Raw genomic sequence first — 15,726 nt, forward strand, 5'->3', positions numbered from 1 at the left:
CGAAAGAAAGCGAAAATGAGCAAATTCAAGGGTGTCGTTCCTCCCGTCATAACCCCGCTGAACAAGGATTACACGGTCGATTACCTGTCCTATACACGGGTGCTCGAAAATCTTATCGAGGCCGGATGCCATGGCCTCTTCGTGCTCGGCTCGACCAGCGAGGTGATCTTCCACGACGAAAGGACCCGGCAGGACATCATCGAGCATTCGGCCAAAGTCATCAACGGTCGCGTGCCGCTGATCGTCGGCGTCATCGATCCAACCACCGACCGGGTCATCAACCATGCCGGGACCGCGAAGTCGGCCGGCGCCGACGCGGTTGTCGTCACGGCGCCGTTCTACACGGTCACCAGCCAGGCCGAGATCATCGATCACTTCCGCTATATCCGCGATGCTGTCGACGTACCGCTGATCGCCTATGACATCCCCGTCTGCGTGCATGTGAAACTGCAGCGCCAGACCAACGTAACGCTTGCCAAGGAGGGAACGATCATCGGCATCAAGGATTCGAGCGGCGACGACGGCAATTTCCGTTACGTGCTGCTCGATCTCGCCGACAACGAGGACGTCTTCCTGATGACCGGCTCCGAAATCGTCGTCGATACGGCGCTGCAGATGGGCGCCCATGGCGTCGTGCCCGGCATCGCAAATGTCGATCCGCACGGTTACGTCAGGCTCTGGGATGCCGCCCAGCGCGGCGACTGGGTCGCGGCCCGCAAGGAGCAGGAGCGCCTCTGCCGGCTGTTCGAGATCGTCTCAGTCGGCGCGAGCCGCGTCAGCGGCGGCGCCGCCGGCATCGGCGCCTTCAAGGCGGCGATGAAGCGCCTCGGCATCATCGACACGGCGCTGATGCCGCGTCCGCGGGCAGCTCTCAACGAGGCCGAAACGGCAAGGATCGACGAAATCCTCCGCGCGACCGGCCTGCTTTCCTGATGGATGCCATGCAACAAACCGCCGACACCATTCTCGACGTCAGAGGGCTGCGGACCGTCTTCCGCATCCGCTCGGGCGAAGTGACGGCGGTCAATGGTATCGATCTGACGGTGGCTGCCGGCGAGACGCTTGCTCTCGTCGGCGAGTCCGGCTCGGGCAAATCGGTCACCAGTCTTTCGGTCATGCGGCTTCTGACCCGCAATATCGGTGCGATCGCCGCCGGCAGCATCCATTTGAGGCGCAAGAATAGTACGGTCAGCAACCTCGTCTCGCTCGCCGAACCGGACATGCGCGCCATTCGCGGCAATGATATCGGCATGGTCTTTCAGGAGCCGATGTCGAGCCTCAACCCCGTCTACACGATCGGCGACCAGATTTCGGAGCCGATCCGTATTCATCGCGGGGCGGACCGGAAGGCCGCAATGGATGCGGCCGTCGCCCTTCTCGACAGCGTCGGCATTCCCGATGCCAGGCGCCGCGCCGGTCAATATCCGCACGAACTCTCCGGCGGCATGCGCCAGCGCGCCACGATCGCCATGGCGCTTGCCTGCGACCCGACGCTGCTGATCGCCGACGAGCCGACGACAGCGCTTGATGTCACCATCCAGGCGCAGATTCTGGCCCTCCTGCAGACGCTGCAGCGCGAACGCGGCATGGCCATGCTCTTCGTCACCCATAATCTGGGCGTCGTCGCCGAGATCGCGCATCGGGTGGCTGTGATGTATGCCGGGCGGATCGTCGAAACCGGGCCGGTGGGCGAGGTTTTTCGCAATCCGAGACATCCTTATACGATCGGCCTCCTGGCCTCGATGCCGAAGCTCGGCGATGCCAGCCGGATGAAGCAGGCGGGTGAAAGGCTGGCGGCCATACCAGGCATCGTGCCGAGCCTGATGAACATGCCCGCCGGCTGCGCCTTCCAGCCGCGCTGCAAATTTGCCATCGACGATTGTCGCCTGGCTGTGCCGCCGCTTGCCGACATCAATCCGCGCCACAAGAGCCGCTGCATTCGCTGGCAGGAGATCCGATGAGCGAGCCACTTCTCTCCGTCCGCGACCTCGGGAAACATTATACGTCCCGCGGGACCAGGCTGACCATCCTGCAGGACATATCCTTCGATATCGGCAAGGGCGAGGTGGTCGGGCTGGTCGGCGAATCCGGCAGCGGCAAGACCACGATCGGCCGATCGGTCCTGCGGCTGGTCGAGCCGTCGGCCGGCAGCGTCCGCTTCGACGGCATCGAACTCACCACCTTGTCCTCATCCGAAATGCGGCGTCTGCGCCCCCGGATGCAATATATTTTTCAAGACCCGTTCGCGAGCCTGTCGCCACGCATGACGATCGGCGAAATCCTGACCGAGGGATTGAATATCCAAGGCCTGGGGACGGCAAGAGAGAGATTGGAGCGCGCCCACGCCGCACTCGAACAGGTCGATCTTCCGCCGGAGGCCGTCAACCGGTACGCCCACGAGTTCTCCGGCGGCCAGCGGCAGCGGATCGGTATTGCCCGCGCGCTGACGCTCGCGCCGGAATTCATCGTCGCCGACGAGCCGGTGTCGGCGCTCGACGTCTCGATCCAGGCGCAGGTGATCAATCTTCTGCGCGACCTGCAGCAACGTCTCGGCCTGACCATGCTGTTCATCAGCCACGACCTCGCCGTCGTCGAATATATCTGCGACCGGGTGATCGTCCTCTATCTCGGACGGATCATGGAAATCGCGCCCAGTGCCGCGCTTTATGCCAGGCCGCTGCATCCCTATACGCGGGCGCTTCTTTCCGCGATCCCCTCGCCCGATCCCGATGCGCGACGCGACCGCCAGATATTGAAGGGCGATATCCCGAGCCCCGCCGATCCGCCGAGCGGTTGCGTCTTCCGCACGCGCTGTCCGAGTGCCCTGCCCGCCTGCGGCGAGGCCGTGCCGGAGCTGCGCGAAATGCAGCCCGGGCATTTCAAGGCCTGCATCCGTGATGACCTGGATTGAAGGACGTGCGATGACCACCACAACTCGGCGCCACCCGATCGCGGGCAATTGGGCCAGCCTGCTGCTGCCGATCGCCGAAGACGACAGCATCGATTTCGAAAAGCTCGCCGAGGAAAGCGACATACTGATCGCCGCCGGGGTCGACGGCATCTATTCGAACGGTACGGCGGGAGAATTCCACAACCAGACGGAAACGGAGTACGAGCAAATTCAGGACGTGCTGGCGTCGCGTTGCCGCGCGGCCGGAATGCCGTTCGTCATCGGCGCCTGTCAGCCGGATCCGATCATCATGCTCGATCGGCTGCGCCGCGCAACTCTTCATAAGCCATTGGCGATCCAGGTGATCCTTCCCGACTGGTGGCCGCTCACCAATCTCGAAGCCACCGATTTCCTGAAGCGCGCGTCGGAGGCGGCGGAAGGAATCCCGCTCATCCTTTACAATCCCCCGCATGCGAAACGTGTCCTGTCGCCAGCCGAGCTCGGCGAGGTTTGCGGCCCCTGCCCTTCAGTGGTCGGGATGAAGATCGCCGATGGAGACGACGCCTGGTATGCGCAGGCACGAGCGCATCTTTCCGAATTTTCGCTGTTCATTCCCGGCCACCATCTCGCAACCGGAATGAAGCAGGGAGTCGCTGCCGGGGCGTTTTCGAATGTTGCCTGTCTTCATCCCCGCGGCGCTCAGGCCTGGACAGAGCTGATGCACCGGGATCTCGAAGCAGCGCTTGATATCGAAAGCCGCATCTGCGCCTTCATGGACGATCACATCGTGCCGTTTCGCCGTAACCGCGGCTATTCCAATGCCGCGCTCGACAAACTGCTCGCTGTGATCGGCGACTGGGGTCCGGTCACCACAAGGCTGCGCTGGCCTTACCGCTTTATTGATGAGCAAGAAGCGGTAAGGCTGCGCGATCGCGCGCGCATGATCATCCCAGAGCTCTTCGCTCGGTAGCTGACACGATGCAGACCGGGCGCGATGCGTGCGGGATCATGCCGGAATGCGGGCGATGACCTTGATCTCGAAATCGAAGCCCGCCAGCCAGTTCACGCCGATCGCGGTCCAGTTCGGATAGGGCGGCTTGCTGAAAATCTCCTGCTTGACGGCCATGATCGTTTCAAACTGGTTCTCGGGATCGGTATGGAACGTCGTCACATCTACTATATCGTCAAAGGTACAGCCTGCAGCCTCCAGCGTCGCCTTGAGGTTTTCGAAAGCGAGCCGGACCTGGCGCTGGAAGTCCGGTTCAGGTGTTCCATCGGAACGGCTGCCGACCTGGCCGGAGACGAACAGAAGGTCGCCGGTTCGGATGGCGGCCGAATAGCCGTGTTTCTCGTAAAGAGCATGCCTGTCTGCCGGAAATATTGCTTCGCGTCGGGTCATTGTCGATCTCGCTTCCTTATCGTTGATTGGACACCGCCTCGTCCTTTGATATACGGTGCGTATGTGTAGTAAACCGCATACGCATCGTATGTCAAGTTCATATACGTTTCGTATGTGAGATTGGAGATGAGATGGCAAGGAAACGCAGCGAGACGATGGAGGAAAATCGCGTGAAGCTGATCGCGGCCGCGCGAAAAGCCTTTGCCGAAAAAGGGTACGCGGCCGCTTCGATGGATGAGCTGACTGCCGAAGCCGGCCTGACCCGGGGAGCGCTTTATCACAACTTCGGAGACAAGCGCGGGCTGCTTGCGGCCGTTGTCGATCAGATCGACACGGAAATGGCGTCGCGCGCAAAGGAGATCGGCACCCGTGCGGGCGATGACTGGCAGGGCCTGCTCGCCGAGGGCGCCGCCTATATCGAAATGGCGCTTGATCCGGAAGTCCAGCGCATCGTCCTGCTCGATGGGCCTGCTGTCCTCGGTGATCCTTCACAATGGCCGAGTCAGAGCAGCTGTCTTCAGGCAACCAGGCAGACAATCGAGCGCCTTACCGCGCAGGAAGCCCTCAAGCCGGTCGACGCGGAAGCAGCCGCCCGGCTGCTCAACGGCGCCGCGCTCAATGCCGCCCTCTGGATCGCTGCCAGTGACGAGCCGGAACATGTGCTACCGAAAGCTGTCGAGGCCTTCGGCGCCCTGGCCGCGGGCCTTCTCAAGGCGTCCGCATAAGCTTGCGATATACTGGCGGCAAATCGGGAATCTTGATGGAAGAGAGCAGTGCGGAGTGGGCCAACACTGTCGTCTGTCACCAGTAGCTCCCGAAAACCAGAAAAACAGCACCGACCGCAATGACAACCAGCGCCGGCCAGTTCCGCGCCAAGCTGAGAAATCTCAGGCCTTGGCGCCGAGGTTCGAGCGTGGCGCCGCCTTGCGGCATCAGGTGCGGATCACTCGGCTTTCGGCGAAGCGTCGGCCGCAAGAGAAAAACAAGGCCACCAATTATGAGAGCGGCACCAATCAGAACTGCCCACATCGTCACCTCCGCCGGAGATACGTGGTGCGAGTTAAACCAGATCCTGCTGTGATTGTTCCGTTGGCCGATTGAGCTGCTGCTTCTGGCATTTGCGGCTTTTCAGGTTAAACGGATTTGTCACTGCCCGGCCAAACATGTATTCGATCGCCGAAAAGCTCTTGCATCAACCTTGGCGGCTGTTCTGCCGCGCCCCAACCGAACGCGATTTGCAAATGACTGAACATGCCATGACCTGGGGGATCGCCGGCCTCACTGCAATGGGCGTCGTCGTCCGTCCCTTTCGGTGGCCGGAAGCGATCTGGGCCGTCTTCGGCGCCCTGCTCCTGCTCGCCTTCCGCCTGCTCGGACCCCATGATGCCCTGGCGGGCGTCGCCAAGGGCGGCGATGTCTACCTCTTTCTGATCGGCATGATGCTGCTGTCGGAACTTGCGCGGCGCGAAGGCCTGTTCGACTGGATCGCCGCCATTGCGATTGCCTACGCCAAGGGGTCACCCCGGCGACTTTTCGTGCTGGTCTATCTCGTCGGCGTGGTTGTCACCGTCTTTCTTTCCAACGATGCGACGGCCGTGGTGCTGACGCCCGCCGTCTATGCCGCCTGCCGCACGGCGCGGGTCAAGGACCCGATGCCTTATCTGTTGATCTGCGCCTTCATCGCCAATGCCGCGAGCTTCGTCCTGCCGATTTCCAATCCGGCCAATCTGGTGATCTTTGCCGGCGGCGACATGCCGCCGCTCTCCCGCTGGCTGTCGACATTCATGCTGCCGTCGATCATTTCGATCGTCGCCACGTTCCTCTGCCTCTACTGGACGCAGCGCCGCGCCCTTGCAGAAGACACTCTTGCCGCCGACACGCAGCGGCCACCCCTCTCCCGCAGCGCCCGCCTGGCAGGATGGGGAATCCTGCTGACGGCCATTGTTCTGATCGCGGCCTCGGCCATGCATGTGGATCTCGGCGTGCCGACCTTTGTCGCCGGCACGATCACCACCACGATCGTTCTGATGCTGACGCGGCAAAGCCCGGCCGAGACGATGAAGGGCATCAGCTGGAGCGTTCTGCCGCTGGTCGCCGGCCTGTTCGTCATCGTCGAAGCGCTCGATCACACCGGCTTGACGAACATTCTCTCCGATCAGCTGGCTGCGCTTGCCTCGTTCTCGCAATCGCAGGCGATCGGCGTGGCGGGCCTGCTCGTCGGCGTAATCTGCAACCTCGTGAACAATCTTCCGGCCGGCCTGCTTGCCGGCAGCGTGGTGCAGGCCGCCGGTGTCTCCGACAAGATCGCCGGCGCCGTGCTGATCGGCGTCGATCTCGGCCCCAATCTGTCGGTGACAGGCTCGCTGGCGACGATCTTGTGGCTGTCTGCCCTGCGCCGCGAGGGCCTGCATATCGGCGCCTGGACCTTTCTAAAACTCGGAACCGTCGTCATGTTCCCGGCACTCGTTCTGTCTCTGGGCTCGCTCTTCCTGTTTTAAGTGCCTACAGGCGAGACGCATGCCGCCCTAACCTTTTGGATCTACACAATTATCTGCTAAAATGGCGCGAGCGGCCTTCATGCAGGCAGTTTCCGAAGCAAGAATTTACTTGCGCAGCGAATGCGACACATTGGAACGCCTGACGGCCATTCAGCGGGGAGGATCGATGATGGGCATCATCGACGAGCGTGAAGAAGCACTCGAGAAAGAGTACATCGTGAAGCTTGAGCGTTCGTTCCATATCCAGGCGAGGCGCGACCGGATGCTGGCACGCTGGGCGGCCGAGCTCATCGGACGAACCGACTTCGACGTCTATTTCGACGAAGTCATTTCCGCCGGGTTGCTGGAGTCAGGCGATGAGAACGTCTTCAGAAAGATTCTCAGCGACCTGCAATATGCAGACGTCGCTATCAGCGCTCAGACTGTTCGCGAGAAAATGAAGCAGCTTCTGCTTGAAGCGGCAAGGTCCCTCGACGAAGCCGGCTGAAGCCTTTCCGGGCGATGTGCGCCAGCCTGCCGGCACTTCCGTGCCGGAAAAGACTCTCATGACCGTCTCTTCCCGTCCGGCGCAGGCCCTCATGCCAGCTGAGCGCCTCCTCGGGGAAATGAGGCGTCTGGTTGCCGCGTCATTTGCGGCGCGGCAAGACAAACGGATCAACCGCGATCTTGCCGCCACCGAACACGACTAATGCCAGCGCCATTGCCGCCCAGGGCAAATGAAAATTCGCCCAGCCATCCGGGATGGTGAGCTGGATAATCGCCGTCATCAGCAGCAGACCGAGAGCAGCAAAGCGTGTGGCCAGGCCGAGGATCAGCAGAATTGGCAGGACCAATTCTCCAATTCCGGCGGCCGTCGCCATCGTCAGAGGAAACGGGTAGGCAACTGCGCTGCCGAATATATGAAGCTTGAACTCCTCCTCGAAAAGATATCGTGCGCCCGATGAAAGCGTCAGGAAGCCGTCCCATTTCGTCAGCCCCGACTTGAAGAAAGGAATAGCCAGCGCAAAACGCAATGCCAGCAGTGGCAACGACTTGGGAACGGAAGCGAGCAGCGCTTCAGCGCGTGTGACGAAGGAGGCAGCGGCAGCACCAAAGCCGTGCGAAGGGGCTACTTCGGTTTTCATGTGGAGTTTCCTTTATACTGTTGAAGGGCGCTGAACGCGCCGAGACCGGCGAGACCGACCAGCGCCGTTCCGAAATCAAATGCGGGGGCAGCTGCAAATGCCGCCTTTGCCGCCTCGCCAAGAGTGGCGGCGTTGAACAAGGCGGCTGCAAAGATGGCGTCGCGCGGTGGCAGGACATGAACATTGACCGACATTTCCGGTCGTGCGACGAGGACCGCTTGCCCACGCCAATCGGAGACCGGCGAAACCATCTCCTCTTGATGTGCGCTCCAGATCGAACCAACCGGAAAAATTGACTGGATCAGGTGCGCCGATGGGTGTGGGACTAGCCGCAAGTCCGAAAGCATCTCCGGCGTCACGGCTTTGAATGCCGCAAGATCGAGAGGCGCGCTGTCGGGGGCGTGGTAAGCGTCTGTCCAGGCCGCCTCGAGCCGGGCGATATCGGGCAGGTAAACAAGCGCTCTTGCAGGTTCAAAAGTTGCGATGAAATCCGGGAAATCGTCGCCATATTGCATGATCAGCGGTGAGCACGGCTTGTGATCCTGGGCATAGGCGCGCGCCACGGCCAGAAAGAATTCCGAACCAACGAGCCTCTCCGTCACCGGAAAGCGTTGCGCTAATGCCTTTGTGAGCCCGACGAACACATTGTTGCGGTAGACGGCAAACCGCACCGTGTCGGGTTTGCCGCGTGCGTTGATGACGCCGTCGGGCACCGGCCGGTCGGCATGCAGCAAGGCATCGGCGAAGGCAGTTTGGCAGGTTGCGAAATCCATCGTTACGCCGCCCGGATCCGGCGCCCGCCGCGGCGAAACGTTTCGGCGGCGAGCATCGCATCCGCACGTTTCGCCTCTGAATACAGTGTGGCGAAATCCGGAACATTATTGTCCCATTCAATCAGCGTCGGGAGTGCGCCGGTGCGCGCGAGGGTATGTGCGTAGAGCGCCAATACATCGCTCTTCACTGCCGTCGCGTGCGCGTCGATCAGCAGCCGGTCGCCGGTGGAGTCGACGGTTTCGTCGTAGCCGGCAAGGTGAATCTCGCCGACGAGCTCGACCGGAAAACGATCTATATAGGTGGCGGCATCGAGCCGGTGGTTCACCGCCGAGACCATCACATTGTTGACGTCGAGCAGAAGGCCACAGCCCGTCCGCTGCGCGATCGCCCCCAGAAAATCCACTTCATCGATCGTACTGTCGGCGAACAGTATATAGGTGGAAGGGTTTTCCAGCAGCAATTGTCGCCCGAGCGCCTGTTGCGTTTCATCGACATGGTCGACGACGCGTGCCAGCGTTTCTTCCGTGTAGGGTAGCGGCAACAAATCGTTGAGAAATCCCGTTTCATGCGTCGACCAGGCCAGATGTTCGGAAAAGCTCTGCGGCCGATAGCGATCGATCAAGCTGCGAAGTCGATTCAGATGCGCCTTGTCGAGCCCACGCGGCGAGCCGATCGACAAACCGACACCGTGCAGCGACAGCGGATAGTGTTCCGTGATGGCCTGGAGATAGCGATGCGGCGGCCCACCTGCGCCCATGTAGTTCTCGGCATGAACCTCAAAAAAGCCGACATCCGGCAGATCGGCCAGAATAGTCTCATAATGCTCGGGCTTTAGGCCGAGGCCGCCCCGTGCAGGCAGCAGGACAGGTCGGGTTGTCGAAGCAGTCATCGCATTCTCCCGGTTTGGCGAGAAAAGATGGAGGCCCGAGCATCGGGCCTCCCTTTAGGGTCAGCCTTTGGTCGGCTCGAGCTTACCCATGTGCCCCTTGACATTCATGCTGGTGCAGGTGCCGGCTGGGACTGCCTTCCAGGCGTTCCCCTGATAATCCATCGTCGATGTACCTGCGCAGGTCGTGCCGGCACCGGCGGCACAATCATTGTGACCCTTGAGCGCGATGCCATAGCATTTCTCCTTGCCCACCATTTTCTCCGCCGGCAGCGGTGCGGCGAAGGCAGCGGATGAAATCGCAGTGGCAAGCGAGCCTGCGAGGGCAAGGGTCAGAGTGGAACGGTTCATGGATGGTCTCCTCTTGAAAGGTCCGCGTACCGATCATCGGCCGCGTAATCCCTCTTTCGAGCCGACGATCCCGCTTGTTACAGCCACGACGAACACGAATTGGTGATCGGCATTTTCAAGACGCCTGCTGCGGGCGATGACACAATGTTGGAGCCGGCACTGCAAACGGGCCCTCACGCATGTCTTTGGATGAGATGTCGAAGCTCGAACTCGTCCGTGCTGAAAATGGGGAAACGACTCAGCTTATGGGTATTCACCTGTGACGGCTTCAAGGACCAGCGGTCCTTCCGCCTCCAGCCTGACACGGCCCCTGCCGATGCGGGCGAGGCGGATGGGCGCCTGCTTTTCTTCGAGCCGACGGCGCAACAGCAAGAGCCGGGTTTCGAGATTGTCCTTGATCTCCGGCATGCGTGCGCCGGCCGTCAACCGCATTTCCCGGTTGGTGAACTCGCTTCTGCCGTCGCTCAGATGCCAATCGAGCATGAGGCGCAGCAGAGTGCCGGCAACGCCCTTCACGATGTAAGTGCCATCGATAAAGACGCTGTCATCGAAGCGGTGATGGACGACGCGGATTTCTCGGCCGGCCGCAGCAGGCTCAGGCGTGCTGATCGCAGGTCTCTGTTCGGCGGCAGCCGCTGCCCGCTCGCTGGCTCTCAGAGCGCCGGCCGCCTGTCCCGCCAGTATCTCGAGAGCAGCCTCATCCTCTTCGCGAAAAGCGAGCCGCTCCGGACTCTCGATGAAGAGCACGCCCGTCACCGTGCCGCCGGCGATCAAGGGAACTGCAATCTGGCTCATCGCCGCCGGCAAATGCGGGAAAGCGATCGTGCGCGTCGCGTTTTCAGCCCCTTCAGCCTCCAGGCCGATCGCTTCGCCAAACCGGCGCACACGGCTCATGTCACTGACCTTGATCGTCTGTCCACCCGCTGCCGCAGCCCCGATCAATCCATCGCCGCCTGCGATTTCCGATCCGAGGCCTGAGCGCTCGTAGCCGATGCTGCCTGTCGTGATCAGGCAGCCGCGATGGTTGTCGTGGATGAGCACGAGCGCGTTGCCGTATCCCAGCACGTGCTTGACGCCGGTGAGCAGGTTGTCGATGATCTCATCGGCCTCCGACTGTCGCTCGATCGCCTTGATCGCCTTGGAAAGATCAGGGAGGCTGACAGGCGCCCGGCTGCTCGGCGGCGAAGCTGTTTCCACCGGCGAGGGAACCTTCTCAATTCCGTACACCCGGAAAATATCGGCGCTCTTCAGCCGCATGACATCCGACATGCCGATCTGCGCGCTGCTCGCCTTGAGCTGGCGGGCGATCTTGTCGAACAGCGGGCCGGCATCGACCGAACGAACGAAACCAATGTCGAGCAGGAACTGATCGCCGGTGAACCCGTCCACCAGGATCAGCGTGACCTTTGGATTGGCGCGTATATTCGCCGCCGTCTTGGCGAAGAACTGGTTGGAGAGTGCGACATGCTCCTCATCGACCCGCACCACATGGGAAAGATAGGATATGTTCGGCATGCCGTCGGCCGATGCCGTGGCGATGATGGAGGGAATGACACCCTCGAAGCAGGCGGAAAGATCGGAAAGCCGCAGATTCATTGGGACCGCGCGCCAACATGGGTGCCCGCCAGCATGCCGGCGAGCGGGCCGGGCGTCTGGACATATATTTCACTGATCACCAGCCGGGCGACCCGCGCCTCACGCGCCGTCAGCCATGGCGAGATGAGATGCCGGGGGACGCCGAGCGATTCGAGCTCGTTTGTCGCTGCGGTGATGAAGTGATCGGCGCGATCGAGGTCGGAACTCTGGATCTCTCGCATGCCGGCGCTCCCCTTCAGCTGGAAACTTACATAATCCGAAGGGGTTACGAAGGTGGCGGCGATCCGCCCGGTCTGCCGGATACCGATTTCGAGCCGCGGCCACTGCCAGGCTGAAAAGATGACGTCGATCGTTTCTCGGTCTTCCAGAAGATGGAAGCCGACGCCGCGTCCCGCCGAAGGACGGCCGGTCTCGTCAGCCACCGCGATGATGCACATCAGCGGCCTGTTGAAAAAATCGAGGAGCCTGTCGTCAAGCCTCACTGCCGCCCCCATTGTTTGCCCAATCCTCCTTAGCAAACTTTTAGGATTCCCGGTACGGCTTGCACATTCATTTAGGAACGCCGGTTTTTTCGCTGCGCTATAGAAGCGACGTACCGGCTCAACGGCCTCGACTACCATCACACCTCCGTGTCCGGCGGCCCCGTGCCGCCGGGCGAATGACAATCGCGCCCGCCCCGCATACCGGAGCGGGCACGGATTTCTGCGTTTCGCCCCAGGGCGAAACCGCCGGCGGTCGATGCGGCACGAATTTGGAGAAAGAGAAATGGAGAAGTTTGATCATGCGGCGGTTTCGCCGCCGGGGCATGGGATGCCGGCAATGGCGTTCGGCAAGCATGTCATCCGTATTATGGCGGCCAGTACTGGCGGTTCGCTCGGCCTGTTCGAAGCCTGCGTGCTGCCTGGCGAAGGTCCGCCACTGCACGTGCATGAACGCGAGGACGAGTTGTTCCGCGTTCTTTCCGGCCGCTTCGGCTTCTGGTGCGCCGGCGATTATGTCGAACTCACGGAAGGCGGCTCTATCGCCTTGCCGCGCGGTGTGCCGCACCGGTTCCGCAATGTGGGGCAGACGGAGGGCCGCCTCATGGTCGTCGTCACGCCGGGCGGGTTCGAAGGCTTCTTTCCGATCGTCGAACTCTGCAAGCCGGAAACGCCCGAGCAGATCGCCTCGATCGCCAGGGGCTTCGGCCTGACCTTCCCACCCGAGGACGATCGCAAGGTCGCCTGAACCAACGCAAACACGTCTCGATAATGAGCAACGGTCCACTTGAAAGGAGACCGAACGATGACACATGCAACTTCCAACGAAAACGCAGTGACCCTGACAACCGCGCAACTCGATGCCTATTTGGCTCGGATCGGGGTCGAGCGGCCTTCGCGCCTCGACATAGACAGCTTGTCGCAGTTGCATCGCGCCCATCTCATGAGTTTTACATGGGAGGCACTGGACGCCTTCATGGGATGGCCCTCCTCGATCTCCCCGGCTGCGGCATTCGCCAAGATGGTCGAAAGGCGGCGGGGCGGCTGGTGTTATGAGATGAACGGCCTCTTCGGCGCCGCGCTTGCTGCACTGGGCTTCCGTGTGACGCGCCTTTGCGGCGCGGTCGACCGGGAAAAGCTTGGCGACATCGCCATCGGCAATCATCTGACGCTGCGTGTCGATCTCGACCGTCCCTATCTCGCCGAGGTCGGCATAGCGGACGCCATCATCGAGCCGGTGCCGCTTGTGGCCGGGCCGATCAGCCAACGCGGCTTCGATTTCTCCATCATGCCGGCCGACGGGAGCTGGCTGCGTTTCAATAATCATGTTCTCGGCATCGCGAAAAGCTTCGATTTCCGGCTCGACCACAGCGACGAAGCCGCGATGGCCGCAACACATGGCTGGCTGATGCAAGATCCCGGTTCTCCTTTCACCAATGCGCTCGCGGTATTGCGGCATACGGCGGACGGCTACGTCGCCCTCCAGAACGACCGTCTGCGCCGCGTGACGGCGAACAGCCTCAGCGAGGAGCCCATTACGAGCGCCGCCCATCTCGGCGACACGTTCGAGACAGTCTTCGATCTCGACATTCCCCGGTCCGACCGCGTCTGGGAGCGCCTCCAGACGATCCGCCGCGACAAGGCTGCGTGAACCGACAACCTCATCATTTCCCATCCGAGGAACCATCAATGCTTCGCACAACTGCACTCGCCCTTGCTCTTACCTTGAGCACGACCTTCGCTGCTCTTGCCACCGCAACCGATCCTGCGCCGAGTGGGGGCTACAAGACCGATCCCTCGCATTCGAGCTTCAATTGGTCATTCGACCATTCCGGCCTGTCCCACTACACCGCGCGCTTTACCGGGGTCGATGCGCGGCTCGACTGGAAGCCCGAAAAACCTGAAGCCTCCACGCTTTTGGTCACCATCGATCCGCTTTCGGTCCGCACTGATTATCCATGGCCCAACAAGGTCAACTTCGATGCGGAGATCGGCGGAGACGAGAGCTTCCTTGCAGCCAAGCCGATCACCTTCGTTTCCAGGGCGATCCATGTGACGGGCGAGAAGACCGGCACCGTCGAAGGCCTCCTGACCTTGCGCGGCGAGACGCACCCGGCAAAACTCGACGTCACCTTCAACGGCTCAATGGCGAAGCACCCAATGATGGGCGTCCCGAAGATCGGTTTCTCGGCGACCGGCAGCATCCGCCGCAGCGATTGGGGACTGGATTTTGCAATCCCCGAACTCGGCGACATCGTCACCTTCGCGATAGAAACGCAGATGGTGCCGGCTGATTACTCATTCCAGTGAGAAGCAAGGCGAGCGGCAGGTCCAACCGGACCTGCGCCGCCTGCGGTGGATCGGGGCCGATTTCGCTGGAAATGGCGACGCGACCCCTTTATCTTACAGGCGATGGCGTGTGCTGCGTGCGCCGCGGGCTTTCCCGAAATCGACGGAGACTGAAGATCAACCTTCCAAAACACAGGGAGCGCTGACCGGTGTCGCAGCCTATCTCTCCAGGTCTCATCCGATCCACCCTTCGCCAGTTCCTCGATAGCGAAGCTTCGGGCGGTCTCGTGTTGATGGCGGTCGCGTTGGCGGCAATCGTGACGGCGAACTCACCGCTTGCAGAGGGTTACTTCCACGCACTTCACATCTATCTGGGGCCGCTCAGCCTGCTGCACTGGATCAATGACGCGCTGATGGCGCTGTTCTTTCTCCTCGTCGGGCTCGAGATCAAGCGCGAAATGCTGGACGGCCAACTCTCCAGCTGGAGCCGCCGCATTCTGCCGGGTGCGGCGGCACTGGGAGGCATGCTGTTCCCCGCCCTCTTCTATATCTTGTTCAACCGGGAAAACCCGGCCGCCCTGCGTGGCTGGGCGATACCGACCGCGACGGACATCGCGTTCGCGCTCGGCGTCATCTCGCTGTTCGGCCCGCGCGTGCCTGCCTCGTTGAAGATCTTCCTGGCGGCACTGGCGATCATCGACGACCTGGGGGCGGTCGTGGTGATTGCACTGTTCTACACCAACGATCTCAATCTTCTGGCGCTTGCCGGGGCCGCGGCGGTGCTCGCGGCGCTTTACGGCATGAACCGTGCACGTATTCTGAAGCTCTGGCCGTATCTGCTGCTCGGTGCCGTGCTCTGGGTGCTCGTCTTCGCATCCGGCATCCACGCAACACTGGCCGGCGTTCTTCTCGCTCTTGCGATTCCGCTGAAGGTGACGCCGGGAACACCCGAAGCAAGCCACGACCAGTCGCCGTTGCACCATCTCGAGCACGTCCTCCACAAACCCGTTGCCTTCATCGTCGTTCCGATCTTCGGCTTCGCCAATGCCGGTGTCTCCTTCTCCGGCGTCTCGGTAGCCACGCTGACGGAGCCATTGACGCTCGGCGTAGCGGCAGGCCTGTTGCTTGGAAAACTGGTCGGCGTTCTCGGCACCGTCTTCCTCCTCGTCAAACTCGGCCTCACCGACCTCCCGGCAAAGGCGAGCTGGGGGCAGATGACCGGTGTGGCCGCCCTCTGCGGCATAGGCTTCACCATGAGCCTTTTCATCGGGCTGCTTGCATTCAACGATCCCGAGGTCCAGGACCACGTGAAAATGGGCATCCTGCTGGGATCTCTGCTATCCGGTCTGGTCGGCGCGGCGATGCTCGCAACCTTCAATCGACGATCCTGAGAGGCGCTTGCAGGTCTTCGTGAAGAACCCCGCCGATAGCGCCTTTGTT

The 15,726-nt window shown here is 61.6% G+C and carries 19 protein-coding genes; 11 read left to right on the top strand and 8 right to left on the bottom strand.

What is annotated here, in order from left to right; translation table 11 throughout:
* The first annotated feature begins 15 nt into the window (after positions 1-15).
* The 4 genes from AC13QO_RS10660 to AC13QO_RS10675 are packed head-to-tail and all read left to right on the top strand — an operon-like array spanning position 16 to position 3,860.
* A complete protein-coding gene (locus AC13QO_RS10660; RefSeq protein ID WP_488540618.1) occupies positions 16-933 on the top strand; it encodes a dihydrodipicolinate synthase family protein in 918 nt (305 codons plus the stop codon).
* An 8-nt stretch (positions 934-941) separates the two neighbouring features.
* A complete protein-coding gene (locus tag AC13QO_RS10665) occupies positions 942-1,961 on the top strand; it encodes an ABC transporter ATP-binding protein (protein ID WP_488540619.1) in 1,020 nt (339 codons plus the stop codon).
* Positions 1,958-2,911 (top strand): ABC transporter ATP-binding protein, encoded by a 954-nt coding sequence (locus AC13QO_RS10670; RefSeq protein WP_488540620.1) that lies wholly within the window; start codon positions 1,958-1,960, stop codon positions 2,909-2,911. Before AC13QO_RS10665 ends, AC13QO_RS10670 begins: the two co-directional genes overlap by 4 nt.
* Before the next feature lie 10 nt (positions 2,912-2,921).
* Complete coding sequence (locus AC13QO_RS10675; RefSeq protein WP_488540621.1) at positions 2,922-3,860, top strand: dihydrodipicolinate synthase family protein; 939 nt, start codon at positions 2,922-2,924, stop codon at positions 3,858-3,860.
* Between the two features lie 36 nt (positions 3,861-3,896).
* Here the strand turns inward: AC13QO_RS10675 and AC13QO_RS10680 are convergent, their stop codons facing one another.
* Entirely contained in the window at positions 3,897-4,289 is a 393-nt protein-coding gene (locus AC13QO_RS10680; RefSeq protein ID WP_488540622.1) for a RidA family protein, read from the bottom strand.
* A gap of 131 nt (positions 4,290-4,420) precedes the next feature.
* Between AC13QO_RS10680 and AC13QO_RS10685 the strand changes: the two genes are divergently transcribed.
* Entirely contained in the window at positions 4,421-5,014 is a 594-nt protein-coding gene (locus AC13QO_RS10685; RefSeq protein WP_488540623.1) for a TetR/AcrR family transcriptional regulator, read from the top strand.
* A 76-nt stretch (positions 5,015-5,090) separates the two neighbouring features.
* Here the strand turns inward: AC13QO_RS10685 and AC13QO_RS10690 are convergent, their stop codons facing one another.
* Positions 5,091-5,318, bottom strand: a complete 228-nt coding sequence (locus AC13QO_RS10690; RefSeq protein WP_184457179.1) for a hypothetical protein — start codon at positions 5,316-5,318, stop codon at positions 5,091-5,093.
* 212 nt (positions 5,319-5,530) lie between these two features.
* Here AC13QO_RS10690 and AC13QO_RS10695 point away from each other — a divergent pair, with 212 nt between their 5' ends.
* Positions 5,531-6,787 carry an arsenic transporter gene (locus AC13QO_RS10695; protein WP_085776895.1) on the top strand — a complete coding sequence of 419 codons (1,257 nt, stop codon included), beginning with the start codon at positions 5,531-5,533 and terminating at the stop codon, positions 6,785-6,787.
* 166 nt (positions 6,788-6,953) lie between these two features.
* Entirely contained in the window at positions 6,954-7,274 is a 321-nt protein-coding gene (locus AC13QO_RS10700; RefSeq protein WP_176536333.1) for an ATPase inhibitor subunit zeta, read from the top strand.
* A 139-nt stretch (positions 7,275-7,413) separates the two neighbouring features.
* On the opposite strand, the gene AC13QO_RS10705 is transcribed toward AC13QO_RS10700, so the two are convergent.
* The 6 genes from AC13QO_RS10705 to AC13QO_RS10730 all read right to left on the bottom strand — a co-directional run bounded on the left by AC13QO_RS10705 (position 7,414) and on the right by AC13QO_RS10730 (position 12,012).
* Entirely contained in the window at positions 7,414-7,911 is a 498-nt protein-coding gene (locus AC13QO_RS10705) for a DoxX family protein (RefSeq protein ID WP_285193402.1), read from the bottom strand.
* A complete protein-coding gene (locus tag AC13QO_RS10710; protein WP_488540624.1) occupies positions 7,908-8,684 on the bottom strand; it encodes an HvfC/BufC N-terminal domain-containing protein in 777 nt (258 codons plus the stop codon). The genes AC13QO_RS10705 and AC13QO_RS10710 overlap by 4 nt, the downstream gene beginning before the upstream one ends.
* A 2-nt stretch (positions 8,685-8,686) precedes the next feature.
* Entirely contained in the window at positions 8,687-9,574 is an 888-nt protein-coding gene (gene bufB, locus AC13QO_RS10715) for an MNIO family bufferin maturase (RefSeq protein ID WP_097600284.1), read from the bottom strand.
* Between the two features lie 60 nt (positions 9,575-9,634).
* Entirely contained in the window at positions 9,635-9,922 is a 288-nt protein-coding gene (locus AC13QO_RS10720; protein ID WP_085776890.1) for a BufA1 family periplasmic bufferin-type metallophore, read from the bottom strand.
* Between the two features lie 243 nt (positions 9,923-10,165).
* On the bottom strand, positions 10,166-11,518 hold the full coding sequence (locus tag AC13QO_RS10725; RefSeq protein ID WP_488540625.1) for a GAF domain-containing protein: 1,353 nt from the start codon (positions 11,516-11,518) through the stop codon (positions 10,166-10,168).
* Complete coding sequence (locus AC13QO_RS10730; RefSeq protein WP_285193399.1) at positions 11,515-12,012, bottom strand: pyridoxamine 5'-phosphate oxidase family protein; 498 nt, start codon at positions 12,010-12,012, stop codon at positions 11,515-11,517. Before AC13QO_RS10730 ends, AC13QO_RS10725 begins: the two co-directional genes overlap by 4 nt.
* Positions 12,013-12,283: 271 nt before the next feature.
* On the opposite strand from AC13QO_RS10730, the gene AC13QO_RS10735 reads away from it, so the two are divergent.
* From AC13QO_RS10735 to nhaA, 4 genes are all read left to right on the top strand, one after another.
* The gene (locus AC13QO_RS10735) at positions 12,284-12,745 is read left to right on the top strand and encodes a cupin domain-containing protein (protein WP_488540626.1); all 462 of its coding nucleotides are present in this window, start codon (positions 12,284-12,286) and stop codon (positions 12,743-12,745) included.
* A gap of 57 nt (positions 12,746-12,802) precedes the next feature.
* Positions 12,803-13,648 (top strand): arylamine N-acetyltransferase family protein, encoded by an 846-nt coding sequence (locus tag AC13QO_RS10740; RefSeq protein ID WP_488540627.1) that lies wholly within the window; start codon positions 12,803-12,805, stop codon positions 13,646-13,648.
* Between the two features lie 38 nt (positions 13,649-13,686).
* On the top strand, positions 13,687-14,307 hold the full coding sequence (locus AC13QO_RS10745; RefSeq protein ID WP_488540628.1) for a YceI family protein: 621 nt from the start codon (positions 13,687-13,689) through the stop codon (positions 14,305-14,307).
* Between the two features lie 188 nt (positions 14,308-14,495).
* On the top strand, positions 14,496-15,677 hold the full coding sequence (gene nhaA, locus AC13QO_RS10750; RefSeq protein WP_488540629.1) for a Na+/H+ antiporter NhaA: 1,182 nt from the start codon (positions 14,496-14,498) through the stop codon (positions 15,675-15,677).
* Positions 15,678-15,726: the final 49 nt, after the last annotated feature.

The sequence above is a fragment of the Rhizobium sp. CNPSo 3670 genome, from assembly GCF_057784555.1.